This window comes from Actinomycetospora sp. NBC_00405, assembly GCF_036044095.1.
GTDB lineage: Bacteria > Actinomycetota > Actinomycetes > Mycobacteriales > Pseudonocardiaceae > Actinomycetospora > Actinomycetospora callitridis.
The window spans coordinates 1,935,782-1,950,777 of sequence record NZ_CP107938.1 but is presented as its reverse complement, the minus strand read 5'-3'; the positions used below and the strand labels follow the sequence as shown (position 1 = coordinate 1,950,777).

Annotated in this window: 16 protein-coding genes; 10 read left to right on the top strand and 6 right to left on the bottom strand. The window is 72.9% G+C overall.

What is annotated here, in order from left to right; all coding sequences use genetic code 11:
- Positions 1-204 precede the first annotated feature (204 nt).
- The 3 genes from OG774_RS09650 to OG774_RS09640 form a co-directional block, all read right to left on the bottom strand.
- A complete protein-coding gene (locus OG774_RS09650) occupies positions 205-1,200 on the bottom strand; it encodes a sigma-70 family RNA polymerase sigma factor (RefSeq protein ID WP_328308905.1) in 996 nt (331 codons plus the stop codon).
- 191 nt (positions 1,201-1,391) lie between these two features.
- Positions 1,392-1,829, bottom strand: a complete 438-nt coding sequence (gene dtd, locus OG774_RS09645) for a D-aminoacyl-tRNA deacylase (RefSeq protein ID WP_328308903.1) — start codon at positions 1,827-1,829, stop codon at positions 1,392-1,394.
- 7 nt (positions 1,830-1,836) lie between these two features.
- Positions 1,837-3,333 (bottom strand): DUF7782 domain-containing protein, encoded by a 1,497-nt coding sequence (locus tag OG774_RS09640; RefSeq protein WP_328308901.1) that lies wholly within the window; start codon positions 3,331-3,333, stop codon positions 1,837-1,839.
- A gap of 242 nt (positions 3,334-3,575) precedes the next feature.
- On the opposite strand from OG774_RS09640, the gene acs reads away from it, so the two are divergent.
- On the top strand, positions 3,576-5,516 hold the full coding sequence (gene acs, locus OG774_RS09635; protein WP_328308899.1) for an acetate--CoA ligase: 1,941 nt from the start codon (positions 3,576-3,578) through the stop codon (positions 5,514-5,516).
- Positions 5,517-5,725: 209 nt separating this feature from the next.
- Here acs and OG774_RS09630 read toward each other — a convergent pair whose 3' ends face one another.
- Positions 5,726-6,559 carry a lysophospholipid acyltransferase family protein gene (locus OG774_RS09630; protein ID WP_328308897.1) on the bottom strand — a complete coding sequence of 278 codons (834 nt, stop codon included), beginning with the start codon at positions 6,557-6,559 and terminating at the stop codon, positions 5,726-5,728.
- A 48-nt stretch (positions 6,560-6,607) separates the two neighbouring features.
- Positions 6,608-7,252, bottom strand: coding sequence for a M50 family metallopeptidase (locus OG774_RS09625; protein ID WP_328308895.1), 645 nt, complete (start codon positions 7,250-7,252; stop codon positions 6,608-6,610).
- A gap of 189 nt (positions 7,253-7,441) precedes the next feature.
- Here OG774_RS09625 and OG774_RS09620 point away from each other — a divergent pair, with 189 nt between their 5' ends.
- Together OG774_RS09620 and OG774_RS09615 are read left to right on the top strand one after the other, a co-directional pair.
- The gene (locus tag OG774_RS09620; RefSeq protein ID WP_328308893.1) at positions 7,442-8,773 is read left to right on the top strand and encodes a cyclopropane-fatty-acyl-phospholipid synthase family protein; all 1,332 of its coding nucleotides are present in this window, start codon (positions 7,442-7,444) and stop codon (positions 8,771-8,773) included.
- Entirely contained in the window at positions 8,770-9,600 is an 831-nt protein-coding gene (locus tag OG774_RS09615; protein WP_328308891.1) for a DUF1295 domain-containing protein, read from the top strand. Before OG774_RS09620 ends, OG774_RS09615 begins: the two co-directional genes overlap by 4 nt.
- 37 nt (positions 9,601-9,637) lie before the next feature.
- On the opposite strand, the gene OG774_RS09610 is transcribed toward OG774_RS09615, so the two are convergent.
- Complete coding sequence (locus OG774_RS09610) at positions 9,638-10,099, bottom strand: peroxiredoxin (protein ID WP_328308889.1); 462 nt, start codon at positions 10,097-10,099, stop codon at positions 9,638-9,640.
- 114 nt (positions 10,100-10,213) lie between these two features.
- Between OG774_RS09610 and OG774_RS09605 the strand changes: the two genes are divergently transcribed.
- The 7 genes from OG774_RS09605 to OG774_RS09575 are packed head-to-tail and all read left to right on the top strand — an operon-like array spanning position 10,214 to position 14,996.
- Positions 10,214-10,648 carry an AraC family transcriptional regulator gene (locus OG774_RS09605; RefSeq protein WP_328308887.1) on the top strand — a complete coding sequence of 145 codons (435 nt, stop codon included), beginning with the start codon at positions 10,214-10,216 and terminating at the stop codon, positions 10,646-10,648.
- 10 nt (positions 10,649-10,658) lie between these two features.
- On the top strand, positions 10,659-11,090 hold the full coding sequence (locus OG774_RS09600) for a VOC family protein (RefSeq protein ID WP_328308886.1): 432 nt from the start codon (positions 10,659-10,661) through the stop codon (positions 11,088-11,090).
- Complete coding sequence (locus tag OG774_RS09595) at positions 11,087-11,683, top strand: maleylpyruvate isomerase family mycothiol-dependent enzyme (protein WP_328308885.1); 597 nt, start codon at positions 11,087-11,089, stop codon at positions 11,681-11,683. The genes OG774_RS09600 and OG774_RS09595 overlap by 4 nt, the downstream gene beginning before the upstream one ends.
- A gap of 48 nt (positions 11,684-11,731) precedes the next feature.
- On the top strand, positions 11,732-12,436 hold the full coding sequence (locus OG774_RS09590) for an alpha/beta fold hydrolase (RefSeq protein WP_328308884.1): 705 nt from the start codon (positions 11,732-11,734) through the stop codon (positions 12,434-12,436).
- A 21-nt stretch (positions 12,437-12,457) separates the two neighbouring features.
- Positions 12,458-13,699: an NAD(P)/FAD-dependent oxidoreductase gene (locus OG774_RS09585; RefSeq protein ID WP_328308883.1), complete on the top strand. Its 1,242-nt coding sequence runs from the start codon at positions 12,458-12,460 to the stop codon at positions 13,697-13,699.
- Positions 13,696-14,472 (top strand): DUF1365 domain-containing protein, encoded by a 777-nt coding sequence (locus OG774_RS09580; RefSeq protein WP_328308882.1) that lies wholly within the window; start codon positions 13,696-13,698, stop codon positions 14,470-14,472. Before OG774_RS09585 ends, OG774_RS09580 begins: the two co-directional genes overlap by 4 nt.
- Positions 14,469-14,996, top strand: coding sequence for a GNAT family N-acetyltransferase (locus OG774_RS09575; RefSeq protein WP_328308880.1), 528 nt, complete (start codon positions 14,469-14,471; stop codon positions 14,994-14,996). The genes OG774_RS09580 and OG774_RS09575 overlap by 4 nt, the downstream gene beginning before the upstream one ends.

Sequence of the window (14,996 nt, the reverse complement as noted above, 5' to 3'; positions counted from 1 at the left end):
AGGTCGGGTTGCGACCTGCCGTCGTGGATTTGGCCGAGCCGGTGGACCCCACGTGAGTGGGGTCACACCCGGCCCGTGCACCTCAGACTGCCGTTACCGGCCAGTCACCGTCAATGCGCAGTTCGGGCGGCACGGTCCGGAACGATCCCGACACGGTGCGTTCCCGAACGCACGGTCGGGGCCCGTCAGCGCCCGGCTCAGCACTCAGCTCGCGGCGTACGCCCTGAGCCGGCTGGCGCGGTCGCCGTCGCGGAGCTTGACCATGACCTCGCGCTCGATCTGGCGCACCCGCTCGCGGGAGAGCCCGAACTGCCGGCCGATCTGGTCGAGCGTGCGCGGCTGCCCGTCGTCCAGGCCGTAGCGGAGCCGGATGACGTTCTGCTCCCGCTCGTCGAGCGTCGCGATGACGCGGCGCATGTCGTCGTGGAGCAGGCCGGAGATGACCGTCGACTCGGCGTCGGTGGCCTCGGCGTCCTCGATGAAGTCCCCGAGCGGGGCCTCCTCCTCGGAGCCGACCGGCATGTCCAGGCTCACCGGGTCGCGGCTGTGGTCGAGGAGGTCCGAGACCTTCTCCACCGCGATGCCCGACTCCTCGGCCAGCTCCTCGTGGGTGGCCTCGCGGCCGAGGGTCTGGTGGAGGTCGCGCTTGATGCGGGCGAGCTTGTTGACCTGCTCGACCAGGTGGACGGGCAGGCGGATGGTGCGGGCCTGGTCGGCCATGCCGCGGGTGATGGCCTGGCGGATCCACCACGTCGCGTACGTCGAGAACTTGAAGCCCTTGGCGTAGTCGAACTTCTCGACGGCACGGATCAGCCCGAGGTTGCCCTCCTGGATGAGGTCCAGCAGCGGCATGCCGCGTCCCGTGTAGCGCTTGGCCAGCGAGACGACCAGGCGCAGGTTGGCCTCGAGCAGGTGCGCGCGGGCCCGACGGCCGTCGCGGGCCACGGCCCGGAGGTCGGTGGCGCGCTGGGCATCGAGGTCCTCGGACTGCTCGAGCAGGTGCGCCGCGTAGACGCCCGCCTCGATGCGGCGCGCCAGGTCCACCTCGTCGGCGGCCGTCAGCAGCGCGGTTTTTCCGATACCGTTGAGGTAGACGCGGACGAGGTCCGCCGCAGGGCCCTGGGCGTCGAGGTCGCTCTCGGCAGACCCGGTCGGCGTGGCCGCCTCGGGGCCGGTCTGCGGTGCGAGTGTCGCCGTCATTGCTTCCTCCCTGCGCGGCGCGAAGGTGCTGTGGCGCCGCTACATCTGGTCGAACGCGTCGGGGACGGCGTTCGTTCCCGTCGTGGGATACAACAGTGGGGTGCCCGGTGTGGCGTGCCCGACGCATGGCGCGCGCCACCCGCGGGCAACTTGTTCCGGATCTCCAACTCGACGGCCCGAGCGCGCCTGCGCTACGTCTCCACGAGCACCGTGAAGGGGCCGTCGTTGCTCGATACAACGCGCATGTCGGCCCCGAACTTCCCCTCCCCGACGGGCGCCCCACGCCGGCGTAGCGCCGCGACCACGTCGTCGACCATCGCGCGCGCCACCGCCGGCGGTGCGGCCGCCGACCACGAGGGGCGCCGGCCCTTGCGCGTGTCGCCGTAGAGGGTGAACTGGCTGACGACGAGCAGGCCCGCCCCGGTCTCGGCGCAGGAGCGCTCGTCGCGCAGGAGGCGCAGCTCGTGGAGCTTGCGCGCCATCGTCTCCGGGGCGTCGGGACCGTCGTCGCGGTGGACGCCGAGCAGCACGAGCAGCCCCGGGGCGTCCAGCGCGCCGACGACCTCGTCACCGTCGGGGCCCTCGACGGTGACGCGGGCCCAGGCCACGCGGCTCACGACGGCCCGCACGTCACCCTCACCCGCACTCGAGCATCCCGTGCCGGACCAGGTCCCGGACGACGGGCAGGGTGGCCTCGACGAGCTCGTCGGCGTCGCGGCCGTGGGCGAGCGCGAGCAGCTCGAGGAGGTCGCGGAGCGGGAGGTACCCGCGGCACCCGGCCAGCAGCGCGGCGCCCAGCTCGTCGACGTCGTGGCGCCACTGCGGGCCGTCGAGGCGCACCAGCGTCGCCGCCACCTCCGACCAGCCCTCGTCGGTGGGGACGAGGCCGCGCTCGAGGGCGACGGTGTCCGGCACGCGGGGCCGCGTGTCGAGCAGGGCGTCGCCGGGGTGCCGGGCGAGCCACGCGGTCCGGTCGAGCCACGCCTCGATCTCGGGGCCCAGCGGGTCGTCGTGGGACTGGCGGAGGTCCTCGCAGACGACCGTGCCCGCGACGTCCGGGGCCGTGCGGCGCAGGGTCACGAACCCGAACCCGATCGCGTGGACGCCCTCGCCGGCCAGGAAGTCCAGCCACCGCTCCGAGAGCGCCGTGCCCTCGGGCGAGGCCGGGTCGACGCCCGCGTCGCGCAGCCAGGTGCCCACGTGCAGCGCGGGGTCCGCGACGTCGCGCTGCACCACCCACGCGTCCAGACCGCCCGGCGCGGCGGCATCGGCGGCCTCCGCGAGCCAGGTGCGCGGGCGCTCGGTCCAGTCGTCGGAGGTGATCAGCCAGGAGGCGAGCAGCTGGGCGACGCCGCCCTCGGTCAGGAAGCCGGGCAGACGGCCCACCAGCAGCGCGCTCGCCCCGTCGCCGCCGAGCCCGGAGTCGCGGTAGACGTGGTCCACCTGCGGCGGTCCGGGCACGAACGGCGGGTTGCTGACGATCTGGTCGAACCGGCGACCGGCCACCGGCTCGAGCCACGGGCCGTCGAGGAGCTCGGCGTCGACCCCGGAGAGCGCGAGCGTCACCCGCGCCATGTCCAGCGCGCGGGTCGAGACGTCCGTGGCCGTCATCCGGCGCGCGTGCCCGGAGCAGTGCAGCACCTGCACCCCGCACCCGGTGCCCACGTCCAGGAGCGTGTCGACGGGGCGGCGGACCGTCGCCCGCGCCAGCGACAGCGACGCCGCGCCGGTCCCCAGGACGTGCTCGCGGTCGGCGGTCCGGCCTGCGGGGTCGACCTCGAGGTCCGAGAGCACCCACCACGGCGCCGCGTCCGGGACGGCCGCGTCGCCGTGCGGGCGCAGGTCCAGCGCGGCGCAGACCTGCCCGTCCCGGTCGGCGAGCAGCCCGGCGGACACGGCCTCGTCGACGTCCGCGGGCTCCAGCGCCGCCGCCACTTCGTCCCGCGGCACGGCGTCGCCCAGCAGGAACAGCCGGATCAGCGTCCCCGCGGGGCCCGCGTCCCGGATCGCCCGACGGGCCGGCGTGGTCTCGCCGCGGTCGAGCGCGTCGCGCGCCGCCGGACCGAGGAGTGCGGCCACCCGGTCCACCGTGAACCCCGTTCGCACCAGTGCGGTGCGTAAGCCACGCCACATTTGGGCATCAGGGACGACGACACCCTCCGTGACAGCGATGTCCGGATCGGGGAGGTCTGGTCGGGGCACGTACGTGATCGTCACACTGCAGCCGCAGGCGATCATCGCCACCCTGACGCGACTTCTCCGACCGCACCGTTGCCTCGAGCAGGGATGTGCGTGACGGTACGCACACAGCAAGGGGCACCAGGCGTCGACGGCGCTCGTCGGTGCCCGTGACGACGACCGGGAGGCACACGCGGATGTCGGAAGCGACCACCAGCCAGGAGGGGAAGACCTACCCGCCGGACTCGGAGCTGTCGAAGACGGCCAACGTGCGGCCGGAGATGCTGGAGCAGGACCTCGAGGAGTTCTGGAGCCAGCAGGCCCAGGACAAGATCAGCTGGTTCGAGCCCTTCGACACGGTGCTCGAGTGGAACCTGCCGTATGCGAAGTGGTTCGTGGGCGGGAAGCTCAACGCCTGCTACAACTGCGTCGACCGCCACGTCGAGAACGGCAAGGGCGACAAGGTGGCCCTGCACGTCGTGCCCGACGACGGCCCGGACTCGTCCGAGGCGCGGGACATCACCTTCTCGCAGCTGCAGGAGCAGGTGGTCAAGTTCGCCAACGGGCTCAAGAAGCTCGGTGTCGGCAAGGGCGTGCCGGTCGGCATCTACATGCAGATGATCCCCGAGGCCGTCGTGGCCATGCTGGCGTGCGCCCGCCTGGGCGCGCCGCACACCGTGGTGTTCGGCGGGTTCAGCGGCAAGGCCGTGGCCGAGCGCTGCAACGACCTCGAGTGCAAGGTCCTCATCACCCAGGACGAGGCGATGCGTGGCGGCAAGTCCGGCGCGCAGAAGACCAACGCCGACGAGGGTCTCGACGCCGGCCCGACCACCGTCGAGAAGGTCGTCGTCGTCAAGCGCTCCGGCGCGGACATCCCGATGGGCGATCGCGACGTCTACCTCGACGACCTCGTCGCGGACGTCTCCGGCGACGCGTCGGACTGCCCGTGCGAGCCGATGGAGTCCGAGGACCTGCTCTTCCTGCTCTACACGTCGGGCTCCACCGGGAAGCCGAAGGGCGTCGTCCACACCACCGGCGGCTACCTGGTCGGCTGCGCGACGACCCACAACCTGGTCTTCGACGTCAAGGACGACTCGGTCTACTGGTGCGCGGCCGACATCGGCTGGATCACCGGCCACAGCTACATCGTCTACGGGCCGCTGGCCAACGGGTGCACCTCGGTGCTCTTCGAGGGCGTCCCCGGCTACCCGGGCAAGGACGTCTGGTGGAGCATCGTCGACAAGTACGGGGTGACGATCCTCTACACCTCGCCGACGGCGATCAAGTCGCACATGAAGGCCGGCGAGCAGCACATCGAGGGCCACGACCTGAGCTCGATCAAGATTCTCGGGAGCGTCGGTGAGCCGATCAACCCGGACGTCTGGGAGTGGTACCGCGAGCACGTCGGCAGCGGCAAGGCGCCGATCATGGACACCTGGTGGCAGACCGAGACCGGGCACATCCTGATCACGCCGCTGCCCGGGATCACCACGATGAAGCCGGGCATGGCCCAGCAACCGTTCCCGGGTGTGCGTCCGGAGGTCCGCGACGACGAGGGCAACCAGCTCGGCGTCGAGCAGACCGGCAACCTCGTGCTGACCCAGCCGTGGCCGGGCATGATGCGCACGCTCTACAACGACGACGAGCGCTTCAAGGACACCTACTGGTCGAAGTACTCCGACGCGTACTTCGCCGGTGACGGCGCCAAGTACGACGCCGACGGCGACATCCAGCTCATGGGTCGCATCGACGACGTCGTCAACGTGTCCGGCCACCGTCTCTCGACCTTCGAGGTCGAGAGCGCCCTGGTCGAGCACGCCGACGTCGCCGAGGCCGCCGTCGCGGCGCGCAAGGACGACGACACCGGGCAGGCGATCGTCGCCTTCGTGTCGCTCAAGGGCGACAAGGAGGGCACCGAGGAGCTGGAGCAGGCGCTGCGCGAGCAGGTGGCCCAGTCGATCGGCAAGCTCGCCCGTCCCGCGACAGTGATCTTCGCCAGTGACCTGCCGAAGACGCGGTCGGGGAAGATCATGCGGCGGCTCCTCAAGAACCTCGCGGAGGGCGAGGAGCTGGGCGACACGTCCACACTCGTCGACCCGACCGTCGTGGAGGAGATGCAGAAGCAGATGAACAGCTAGGTGCGCTCCGCGCATGTGACGTGCTCACATGCCGGAGGCACAGGAACGAACGGCGCTCTCGTTGCACTCGATGCAGCGGGAGCGCCGTTCGTTCGTTCGGAGGCTCGCGTCGAGGGTCGGCACCGAAGATCAGGGGCGCGAGACGCACCTCGCGTGCGTTCGTGAGGTGGACGGCGCGCCCGTGATCTCCCAGGTAGCCGGGCAACGGTTCAGCTGACGGCGGGCGGCTGGAGGTCGGCCGCGGGCTCCGGGTCGCGGACCTCGGGCTGCGGCGGCTCCTCGCGACGCAGCACCGCGAGCTGCTCGGTGATCCGGCCCATGATCCGGTCGGTGGCTGCCTGCAGGGCGGTGCGCCCGATCCGTCCCTCGCGCAGGTCGTGGAGGACGACCGGCGGGCCCGCGAGGACGCGCAGGGTCGCGCGCGGGTAGAGCGTGCCGAACCTCGCGCTCGGCGGGAGCAGGTGGTTGGAGCCCCACTGGGCCACGGGGATCACCGGCGCCCCGGTCTCCAGGGCCATGCGCGCGACGCCGGTGCGCGCCGGGCGGGGCCATCCGTCGGAGTCGTCGGCGAAGCCGCCCTCGGGGTAGACGACGACGACCTCGCCCTGCCGGACCGCCTCGACCGCCGCGCGGTAGGCCTCGATACCGGAGGCGCTCCGGTCGACGGGGATGTGCCGGCCCCCGCGCAGCGGCGCTCCGACCACCGTCTGGCCCCACAGCTCCTTCATCGCGAGGAAGCGGGGCACGCGGCCCTGGGCCATGCAGTAGGAGACCAGGACGATCGGGTCGACGTGCGAGAGGTGGTTCACCGCGAGCAGCGCGCCCCCGGACGCCGGCACCTGGCGCCCGCCACGGAAGTCCCAGCGCGCCACGGCCATGAGCACCGGCCAGAGCAGGTCGATCGCGAAGCCGTACCAGAAGCCGCGGTCGGTGCGGGGGTAGAGCGCGAGGATCGCGAGCTTGCGCCACAGCCGCATCGGCCGCCCCGGACGACGCCGATCGTGGGCCTGGGAGATCCGGCGGAGCCGGTCCTGACGCGCCATGCCGCAGATCATGTCTCTCGACGCAGGCGGTCGCATGTGTGGATGTCCTCAGACGACGTCGAAGCCGGGACGGAGGAGCAATTGGCCGCCGACGAAGAGATCGACGATCGCGACGACGATGAACAGGAGCTGCCACACCACGCCGGGGATCAGGGTCTTCCCGGCGAGGGTGTTGGAACCGCCGCCAGCTGGTAGCCGAAAAGCCCAGACGGCTCCGGCGATGAGGAGGAACCACACCACGAAGGTCGCGGCAAACGCCTGCTGCTGCCCGCTTCCGTAGAAGAGTGCGGCGCCGAGGCCGAGGATGACCAGGAGCGGGATCGTGAAGGCCAATGGGCCTCGCGCCGCGACCAGGGCGAGGAGCGAGAAAATCGTCACGGCGAGGAGGACAGCCCACGGGTTCCCCGAGGCGATCAGGGCCGCGCCGGCCAGCCCGAGCAGCGACGGGGCGACGTACCAGGCGACGAGGACGATGACGGAGACGATCCAGCCGCGTCCGCCGATGACCGCAGTGCCGGTCAACGGCCCCTTCTCCGCGATCGCGAAGCCATCGGTGCGCTGGGCGAGTCCGACCAGTGCGAGTAGCTGCCCTCCCACCGCGGCGTAGGCGTAGAAGGTCCTCCCGATGTACGTCGAGAAGCACACGAACAAGAGCGCGATGAACCCCGCTCCGAACGCGACCGGTTCCCCCACGATCGGGACGTCGTTGACCCCCAGTCCTACCCCCATGGAGTGAATCGCAGCACGTTCCGTACTCACATCACCCGGACGACACGCCGCCTACACCCGATCGCGACGAGGCAACTGTGACGGATGCGAACCGGGCGAACCGGTGGCCGCTTCCGCCCGATCCATGGGACGTCGCGACGGAGGGAGAACACGGTGGGCGCAGGGGCAGCACAGCGGGTGGCGGGGGCGGTCGGGGCGTTCCTCGAGGGCCCGGTGCCGGTGCGCATCCGGGCGTGGGACGGCAGCGAGGCCGGGGCGGCGCCGGGGCCCGGCGTGCCGACGGTGGTGCTGCGCTCGCGGCGGGCGCTGCGTCGGCTCCTCTGGGAGCCGGGCGAGATGGGCCTGGCGCACGCCTACGTCTCGGGCGACCTCGACGTCGACGGCGACCTCGCCGAGGGGCTCTCGGCGATGTGGGCGCTGGTGAACTCGGGGACGATCACGAAGCGCCGCCCCGGTGCCCGCGAGCTGCCGGGGCTGGCCGCGCAGGCCGTGCGTCTCGGCCTGCTCGGCACCAGGCCGGCGCCCCCGCCCGAGGCCATCAGGATCAAGGGGCGACTGCACAGCAAGCGTCGCGACCGGGCCGTCATCGCCCACCACTACGACGCCGGCAACGCGTTCTACAGCCTGCTGCTCGACGACTCGATGGCCTACTCGTCGGGCTACTGGACGTCGGAGGACAGCACCCTCGAGCAGGCGCAGCGCGACAAGCTCGACCTGGTCTGCCGCAAGCTCGACCTCGCGCCCGGGCGCCGGCTGCTCGACATCGGCTGCGGTTGGGGCTCGCTCGCCGTGCACGCCGCGCGCGAGTTCGGCGCCCAGGTGCGGGCGGTGACGATCTCGCGCGAGCAGCGCGACCAGGTCAACGCCCGGATCCGCGCCGAGGGCCTCGCCGGGCAGGTACAGGTCGACCTGCTCGACTACCGCGACGTCGCGGAGAAGATCACCGCGGTCGACGGCCCGTTCGACGCCGTGAGCGCGATCGAGATGGGCGAGCACGTCGGCGACGCGCACTACCCGGTCTTCGCCGCGACCCTCCACGGCGCGCTCCGGCCGGGCGGGCGGGCGCTCGTCCAGCAGATGTCGCGCGGGGCGAACGCGCCCGGCGGTGGCGCCTTCATCGAGACCTACGTGACCCCGGACATGGTGATGCGCCCCGTCGGCGACACCCTGACGTTCCTGCAGCGCTCGGGTCTCGAGGTCCGCGACGTGCACGTCATGCGCGAGCACTACGTCCCGACGATCCGGGCCTGGCTCGCGACGCTCGAGGAGCGCTTCGACGAAGCCGTCGGGCTCCTCGGCGAGCGCGGCGCGCGGATGTGGCGGCTCTACCTGGCCGGCGGCGCGCTGGCGTTCGAGGAGAACCGCATGGGCGTCGACCAGATCCTCCTCGTCCGCCCGACCGACCGCGGCCGCAGCGGCATGCCCGCCACCCGCGACGACTGGTCGGTGCGGGCGCCTTCGGGCGCGGGTACGCCGGGCTCGTGAGACCAGCCGTCGACCTGGCCGCCTTCGGCCTCCTGCTCGCGGCCGCGGTGGCCGGCGTCGTCGTGGTGTTCGCGGCGACGCTGGTCGTCGCGCGCCTGGCCGGGCGGCACAGCGTCGTCGACGTGACCTGGGGCCTGGGCTTCGTGGTCGTCGCCGTGATCGCCTACGTGACCTCGGGCGTCCTCGGCGTCGGCGACACCGTGGTGCGCACCGTCGTGCTCGCGCTCGTGGCGGTCTGGGGCCTGCGCCTGGCGATCTACATCGGCTGGCGCAACCACGGGAAGGGCGAGGACCCGCGCTACGCCGAGATGCTCGGCGACGACCACCCGCCGGGCGCGGTGACCGCGTACGTGCTGCGCAAGGTCTACCTGCCGCAGGCCGGCGTCATGCTCGTCGTCTCCCTGCCGGTGCTGGCCGCGATGGTGCGGGCGTCGACGGTGCTGCCCGTGGTGATCGTCGGCGCGCTGCTGTGGCTGGTCGGGTTCGCCTTCGAGTCGGTCGGCGACGCCCAGCTCGCGTCGTTCAAGGCCGACCCGGACAACAAGGGCAAGGTCATGGACTCGGGGCTCTGGCGCTACACCCGCCACCCGAACTACTTCGGCGACGCCTGCGTCTGGTGGGGCGTCTTCGTCGTCGCCGCGGGCCACCCGCTCGCCCTGGTCACCGTCGTCGGGCCGCTGCTGATGACGTACCTGCTCACGTCCGTGACGGGCAAGGAGCTCACCGAGAAGTCGATGTCGCAGCGACCGGGCTACGACGAGTACGTCCGTCGCACCTCGGGCTTCCTCCCGCTGCCGCCGGGCTCCCGCCCGGCCCGCGCCACGTGAGGCGGTGCGGACCGGACGGGGCAGAGCCGGGTCGGGGTCAGGCGCCCTGGCGCTCGCGCAGGGTGGTGAGGGCGTCGTCGGCGTGCAGGTCGAACTTCATCTCACTGCCGATCACCTCGAGCACCGTGCGGTCGGTGTCGATGACGAAGGTCTTGCGCTTCACCGGCAGCGCCGGCAGCCACGACCGCTTCGCGCCGAACTGCTTGGCGACGGCGCCGTCGGGATCCGAGAGCAGGGGATAGTCGAAGGAGTTCGTGGTCGAGAACGTGTGCTGCTTCTCCACCGAGTCGGCGCTGATGCCGACCCGCTGGGCCCCCACCGCGGCGAACTCGGACGCGAGATCGCGGAAGTGACAGCTCTCCTGGGTGCAGCCGCCCGAGGAGGCCAGGGGGTAGAAGAACAGCACCACCGGACCGTCGGCGAGCAGCCCGGACAGCGTCCGGCGGGCGCCGGTGTCGTCGGCGAGCTCGAAGTCGGGGGCGATGTCTCCGGCCTTCATGGGATTCCTTCCGGGAGGCGGGGATGTCTCGGGACGCGTACGTCCCCGGCGCACGGGGGGTTCGGCGCCCGTGACACGGGCGTGTCCACGGTCGATGATGGGGCGGTGGGCACGGTGACCTCGCATCCGGTCGAGCGGCACCTGCTGCGGGCGCGCGACCTGGCCGACCGGGCCTACGCCGAACCCCTCGAGGTGCCCGATCTCGCCCGCGCCGCCGGGCTCAGCACCGCCCACTTCAGCGACCGGTTCACCGCGGCGTTCGGTGTCACCCCCCACGCCTACCTGCTCACGCGTCGGCTGGAACGGGCCGCGGCGCTGCTGCGCCAGACCGACCACACGGTCGCCCGGGTCTGCGCCGAGGTGGGCCTGAGCAGCGTCGGTAGCTTCACCGTCAGCTTCCGGCGCATGTTCGGGCGCACCCCGACCGCCTACCGGACGGCGTTCCCGCCCGCGCACGACCACGCGCTCGTGCCGGAGTGCGTGACGCGCCTGCACGGGCGCCCGCAGAACCGGAGTTCTCGAGAGGACCCGCGCGCCGCAGGTCCCTAACGTCGGGGACGTGCTCGCCATCCACTGCATCAACGTCTGGGTCCACGACCAGCGGGTCGCCCTGGAGTTCTGGACGCGCAAGGTCGGGTTCGAGCTCCGGGCGGACGCGACCTTCCCCGAGCTCGGCGGCTTCCGCTGGCTGACCGTCGGGCCCCCTGGGCAGGCCGACCTGGAGCTCGTGCTGATGGCGGTCCCGGAGCCGCCGGTGCTCGCGCGCGAGCAGACCGAGCTCATCCGCTCCGTGATGTCCCAGGGCCTGGCCGGTGCGATCTTCCTGGCGACCGACGACGTGCGGCGCGACCACGAGCTGCTCACGGCCCGGGGAGTCGAGTTCACCGAGCCACCCGAGGCGCGGCCCTACGGCATCGACGCCGGGTTCCGCGATCCCTCGGGCAACCAGGTGCGGTTGACCCAGGCCCTCACGGACGGGGCTCCGGCATGAGCACCAGCACGCTCGACGCGATGGTCGCGGCCGAGTTCGCGGCGCTGGCGGACGCGCTCGAACCGCTCGGGCCGGACCGCTGGTCGGCGGACTCGCTGTGCGCGGGGTGGTCGGTCGCCCACGTCGTCGCCCACCTGACGATGGCGGCGCGCTACCCGGCCGACCGCTTCGCGGCCGAGCTCGCCGCCGACGGGTACGACTTCACCCGCACCTCCGACCGCCTCGCGGCCGCCGACGCGGCGCTGCCGCCCGCCGCGCTGGTCGCGGACCTGCGCAGCGACACGATGGCCTCCTTCGCCCAGCCCGGCGGCGGGATGGCCGGCTCGCTGAGCCACGTGGTGATCCACGGACTCGACGTGACGGTGCCGCTGGCCCTCGGGCGGGTCGGTACCGACGAGGCCGCCGCGGCGGTCCTCGATCAGCTCGTCGCCCCGGGCGGGCGCACCCTCTTCGGGGTCGACACGGCGGGTCTCGCCCTGAGCGCGACCGACCTCGACCGGACGCACGGGCGGGGGACGCCGGTGGCCGCGAGCGCCGCCGAGCTGATCCTCGCGCTCGCCGGCCGGGAAGGTGGTGCGCGCCTCGACCGCTGAGGCGGCTCCCGGACCGCATCCCCACGCCGCAGGCCGCAGGATGGAGACGTGACGCTCCCGCGCCTCGACCGCGTCCGCCCCGCCACCCGGCGTCCCGTCACCGGGGCCGTCGTGGTCCTCCACGGCGGGAGCCCGGACAACCGGGAGGCCGCCGACGGCCTGCGGCTGCCCTACCTGCGGATGGTGCCGTTCGCGCGGAGCCTCGCAGCCGCCGGAGCCCGCCGCGGGGTGGACGTCGGCCTGCTGCGCTACCGCTACCGCGGCTGGAACGCCCCCGACCTCGACCCCGTGCAGGATGCCCGCTGGGCCCTGCACGACCTGCGGCAGCGTCACGGCGACGTGCCCGTCGTGCTGGTCGGGCACTCGATGGGCGGCCGCACCGCGCTGCGCGTCGGCGGCGACGAGGGCGTGGTCGGCGTCGCCGGGCTGGCGCCGTGGATCGAGCGCGACGAGCCCTGGGAGCACCTCGCGGGCCGGACGGTGCTGATCGCCCACGGCGACCGCGAGCGGATGACCTCCCCGCAGGCCTCCCGGTGGTTCGCCGGCCGGGTGGCGACCATCTCCGATCGCGTCGCCCGCTTCGACGTCCTCGGCGACGGCCACACGATGCTGCGCCGTGCGTCCGACTGGCACGACCTCGTCACACACTTCGCCCTCGGAGCCCTCGGACTCGAACCGTTCACCGAGCCCGTCGCGAAAGCGATGGCGGCAGGGGACCCGGACGGACTGGAGGTCCCCCTGGAGAATCCGTAGGGATTCGGGTGAGGAGCAGGCATGCGGGAGCGGGTCGCGGTCGTCGGTGCGGGGGTCTCGGGACTCACCGCGGCCTACCTGCTCCAGCGGCGGTACGACGTCACCCTGTTCGAGGCGGAGGGCCGTCTCGGCGGGCACGCGCACACCCACGAGCTCGACACCGTCGCGGTCGACTCCGGGTTCATCGTCCACAACGACGTCACCTACCCGAACCTGCTGCGGCTGTTCGCCGAGCTCGGGGTCGCGACGCAGGACTCCGAGATGAGCATGAGCGTGCGCGACGAGGCCACCGGCCTCGAGTACGCCGGCGCCCGGGGGATCACGGGCCTGTTCGCCCAGCCGCGCAACGTCGCCAACCCCCGCTACCTGCGGATGCTCGGCGAGGTCCTGCGCTTCCACCGCCAGGCCCGCGCGGTGGTGGACGGGACGTCGCCGCTCGCCGAGGACATCACGTTCGGCGAGTTCCTCGACGCCGGCGGCTACTCGCCGTACTTCGTCGAGACCTTCGCGGTGCCCGTGGTGTCCGCGGTCTGGTCGTCGGGGCCGGAGCTCTCGCGGCAGTACCCGGCGCGCTACCTGTTCACGTTCCTCGCGAACCACGGGATGCTCTCGATCGGCGGCTCGCACCGCTGGCGCACCGTCGTCGGCGGCTCGCGCACCTACGTCGAGCGGGCCGCGAAGGGCCTGTCGGCGGTGGAGGTGTCGACGCCGGTCCGGGCGATCGTGCGCAGCGGGGACGAGGTCCGCGTCCGCGACGACGCGGACGTCGAGCGCCGCTTCGACCGCGTCGTCGTCGCCACCCACGCCCCGGACGCGGTGCGCCTGCTCTTCGCGCCGACCGCCGAGCAGGTCTCGGTGCTCGGGGCCTTCCGCTACTCGCCCAACGAGACCGTGCTGCACACCGACACCTCGGTGCTCCCGCGCGCCGAGGGGGCCCGGGCGTCGTGGAACCTGCTGCGCGTGCCGGGGGAGTCGAAGGTGCTGGTCAGCTACGACATGACCCGTCTGATGCGGTTGCCCGGCATGGAGACCTACGTCGTCACCCTCAACGCGACCGACCGGATCGACCCGTCGAAGGTCATCGCGCGCATGGACTACGAGCACCCCGCCTACACCCCGGAGTCGGTCGCGGCGCAGCACCGGCTGCCGGGTCTGAACGACGACCGGATCGCCTTCGCGGGCGCGTACCACGGCTGGGGCTTCCACGAGGACGGCTGCGCCTCGGGGGTGCGCGCCGCCGCCGCCCTCGGCGTGACGTGGTGAGCGGGCTCTACGAAGCCGAGGTCGGGCACCAGCGCCGCGAGGGCCTCGACGACGCCTTCACCCACCGGCTCTACCTGTGGCTCGTCGACCTCGACGACCTGCCCCGCCTGCCCGCGCCGTTGCGGCCGTTCGCGCGGTTCCGGGCCGCCGACCACCTCGGGCACCCCGACCGCACGATCCGCGAGAACCTCGACGCGTTCCTCGCCGCGCGGGGCGTGGAGCGGCCTGCGCGGGTCCTCATGCTCGCCCACGCCCGCGTGCTCGGGTGGGTGTTCAATCCGATCACGCTCTACTGGTGCCGCGACGCCGACGGCGCGCTCGTCGCCGTCGTCGCCGAGGTGCACAACACCTACGGCGGGCGCCACCACTACCTGCTCGACGTCTCCGACGACCCGGAGGCGGGCCGCGCCCGCGTCGACAAGGACTTCTACGTCTCGCCGTTCTTCCCCGTCGACGGCGAGTACTGGATGCGCGTGCCGGAGCCGGGGGAGACGCTCTCGGCGACGATCGTGCTGCGCCGCGAGGGCGGGACGGCGTTCGTCGCCACGCTGCGCGGCCGGCGGCAACCCGTCACGGCGCGCACGGTGCTCGCCGCCGTCCTGCGGCACCCGGCGGTGACGCTGCGCGTGTCGGCGGCCATCCGGCGCCGGGGCATCCGGTTGTGGGCCCGCGGCCTGCCGGTGATCGCCCGCCGGCCCGTCGACACCGCGCGAGGACTGGATCAGCTCGAGTCGACCGGGGCCGGGTCGGCCCGGCACACTGGGCGCCCGTGACCGCTCCGCTCACCATCCGCGTCGCCGAGGCCGCCGACGTGGACTCCCTGCTCGCCCTCGTCCACAGCGCCTACCGGGGTCCGTCGGGCCGCGAGGGCTGGACGTCCGAGGCCGACCTCATCGACGGCCCGCGCACCACCCGCGAGCTGCTGGCCGCCGACGTGGCCGACCCGTCGATGTCCGTGCTCGTCGCCGGCGACCTGCTCGGCTGCGCCGCCGTCACGCACGAGGCCGGCGCGTCGACGGCGTCGTTCGGCCTGTTCGCGGTGCGGCCCGGTCTCCAGGGCGGGGGCGTCGGGTCGGCACTCCTCGCCGCGGCCGAGGACCACGCCCGCGAGCGGGGCGCGACGGTCATGGAGATGCTCGTCATCGACCGCCGCGAGGAGCTCATCGCCTGGTACGAGCGCCGGGGCTACGCGCGGACGGGGGAGAGCCGCCCGTTCCCCTACGGCGCGGAGGGCGTGGGCGAGCCGCGGGACGGCGACTTCAGGTTCGCCGTGCTCGCGAAGAATCTGGGACGCTGA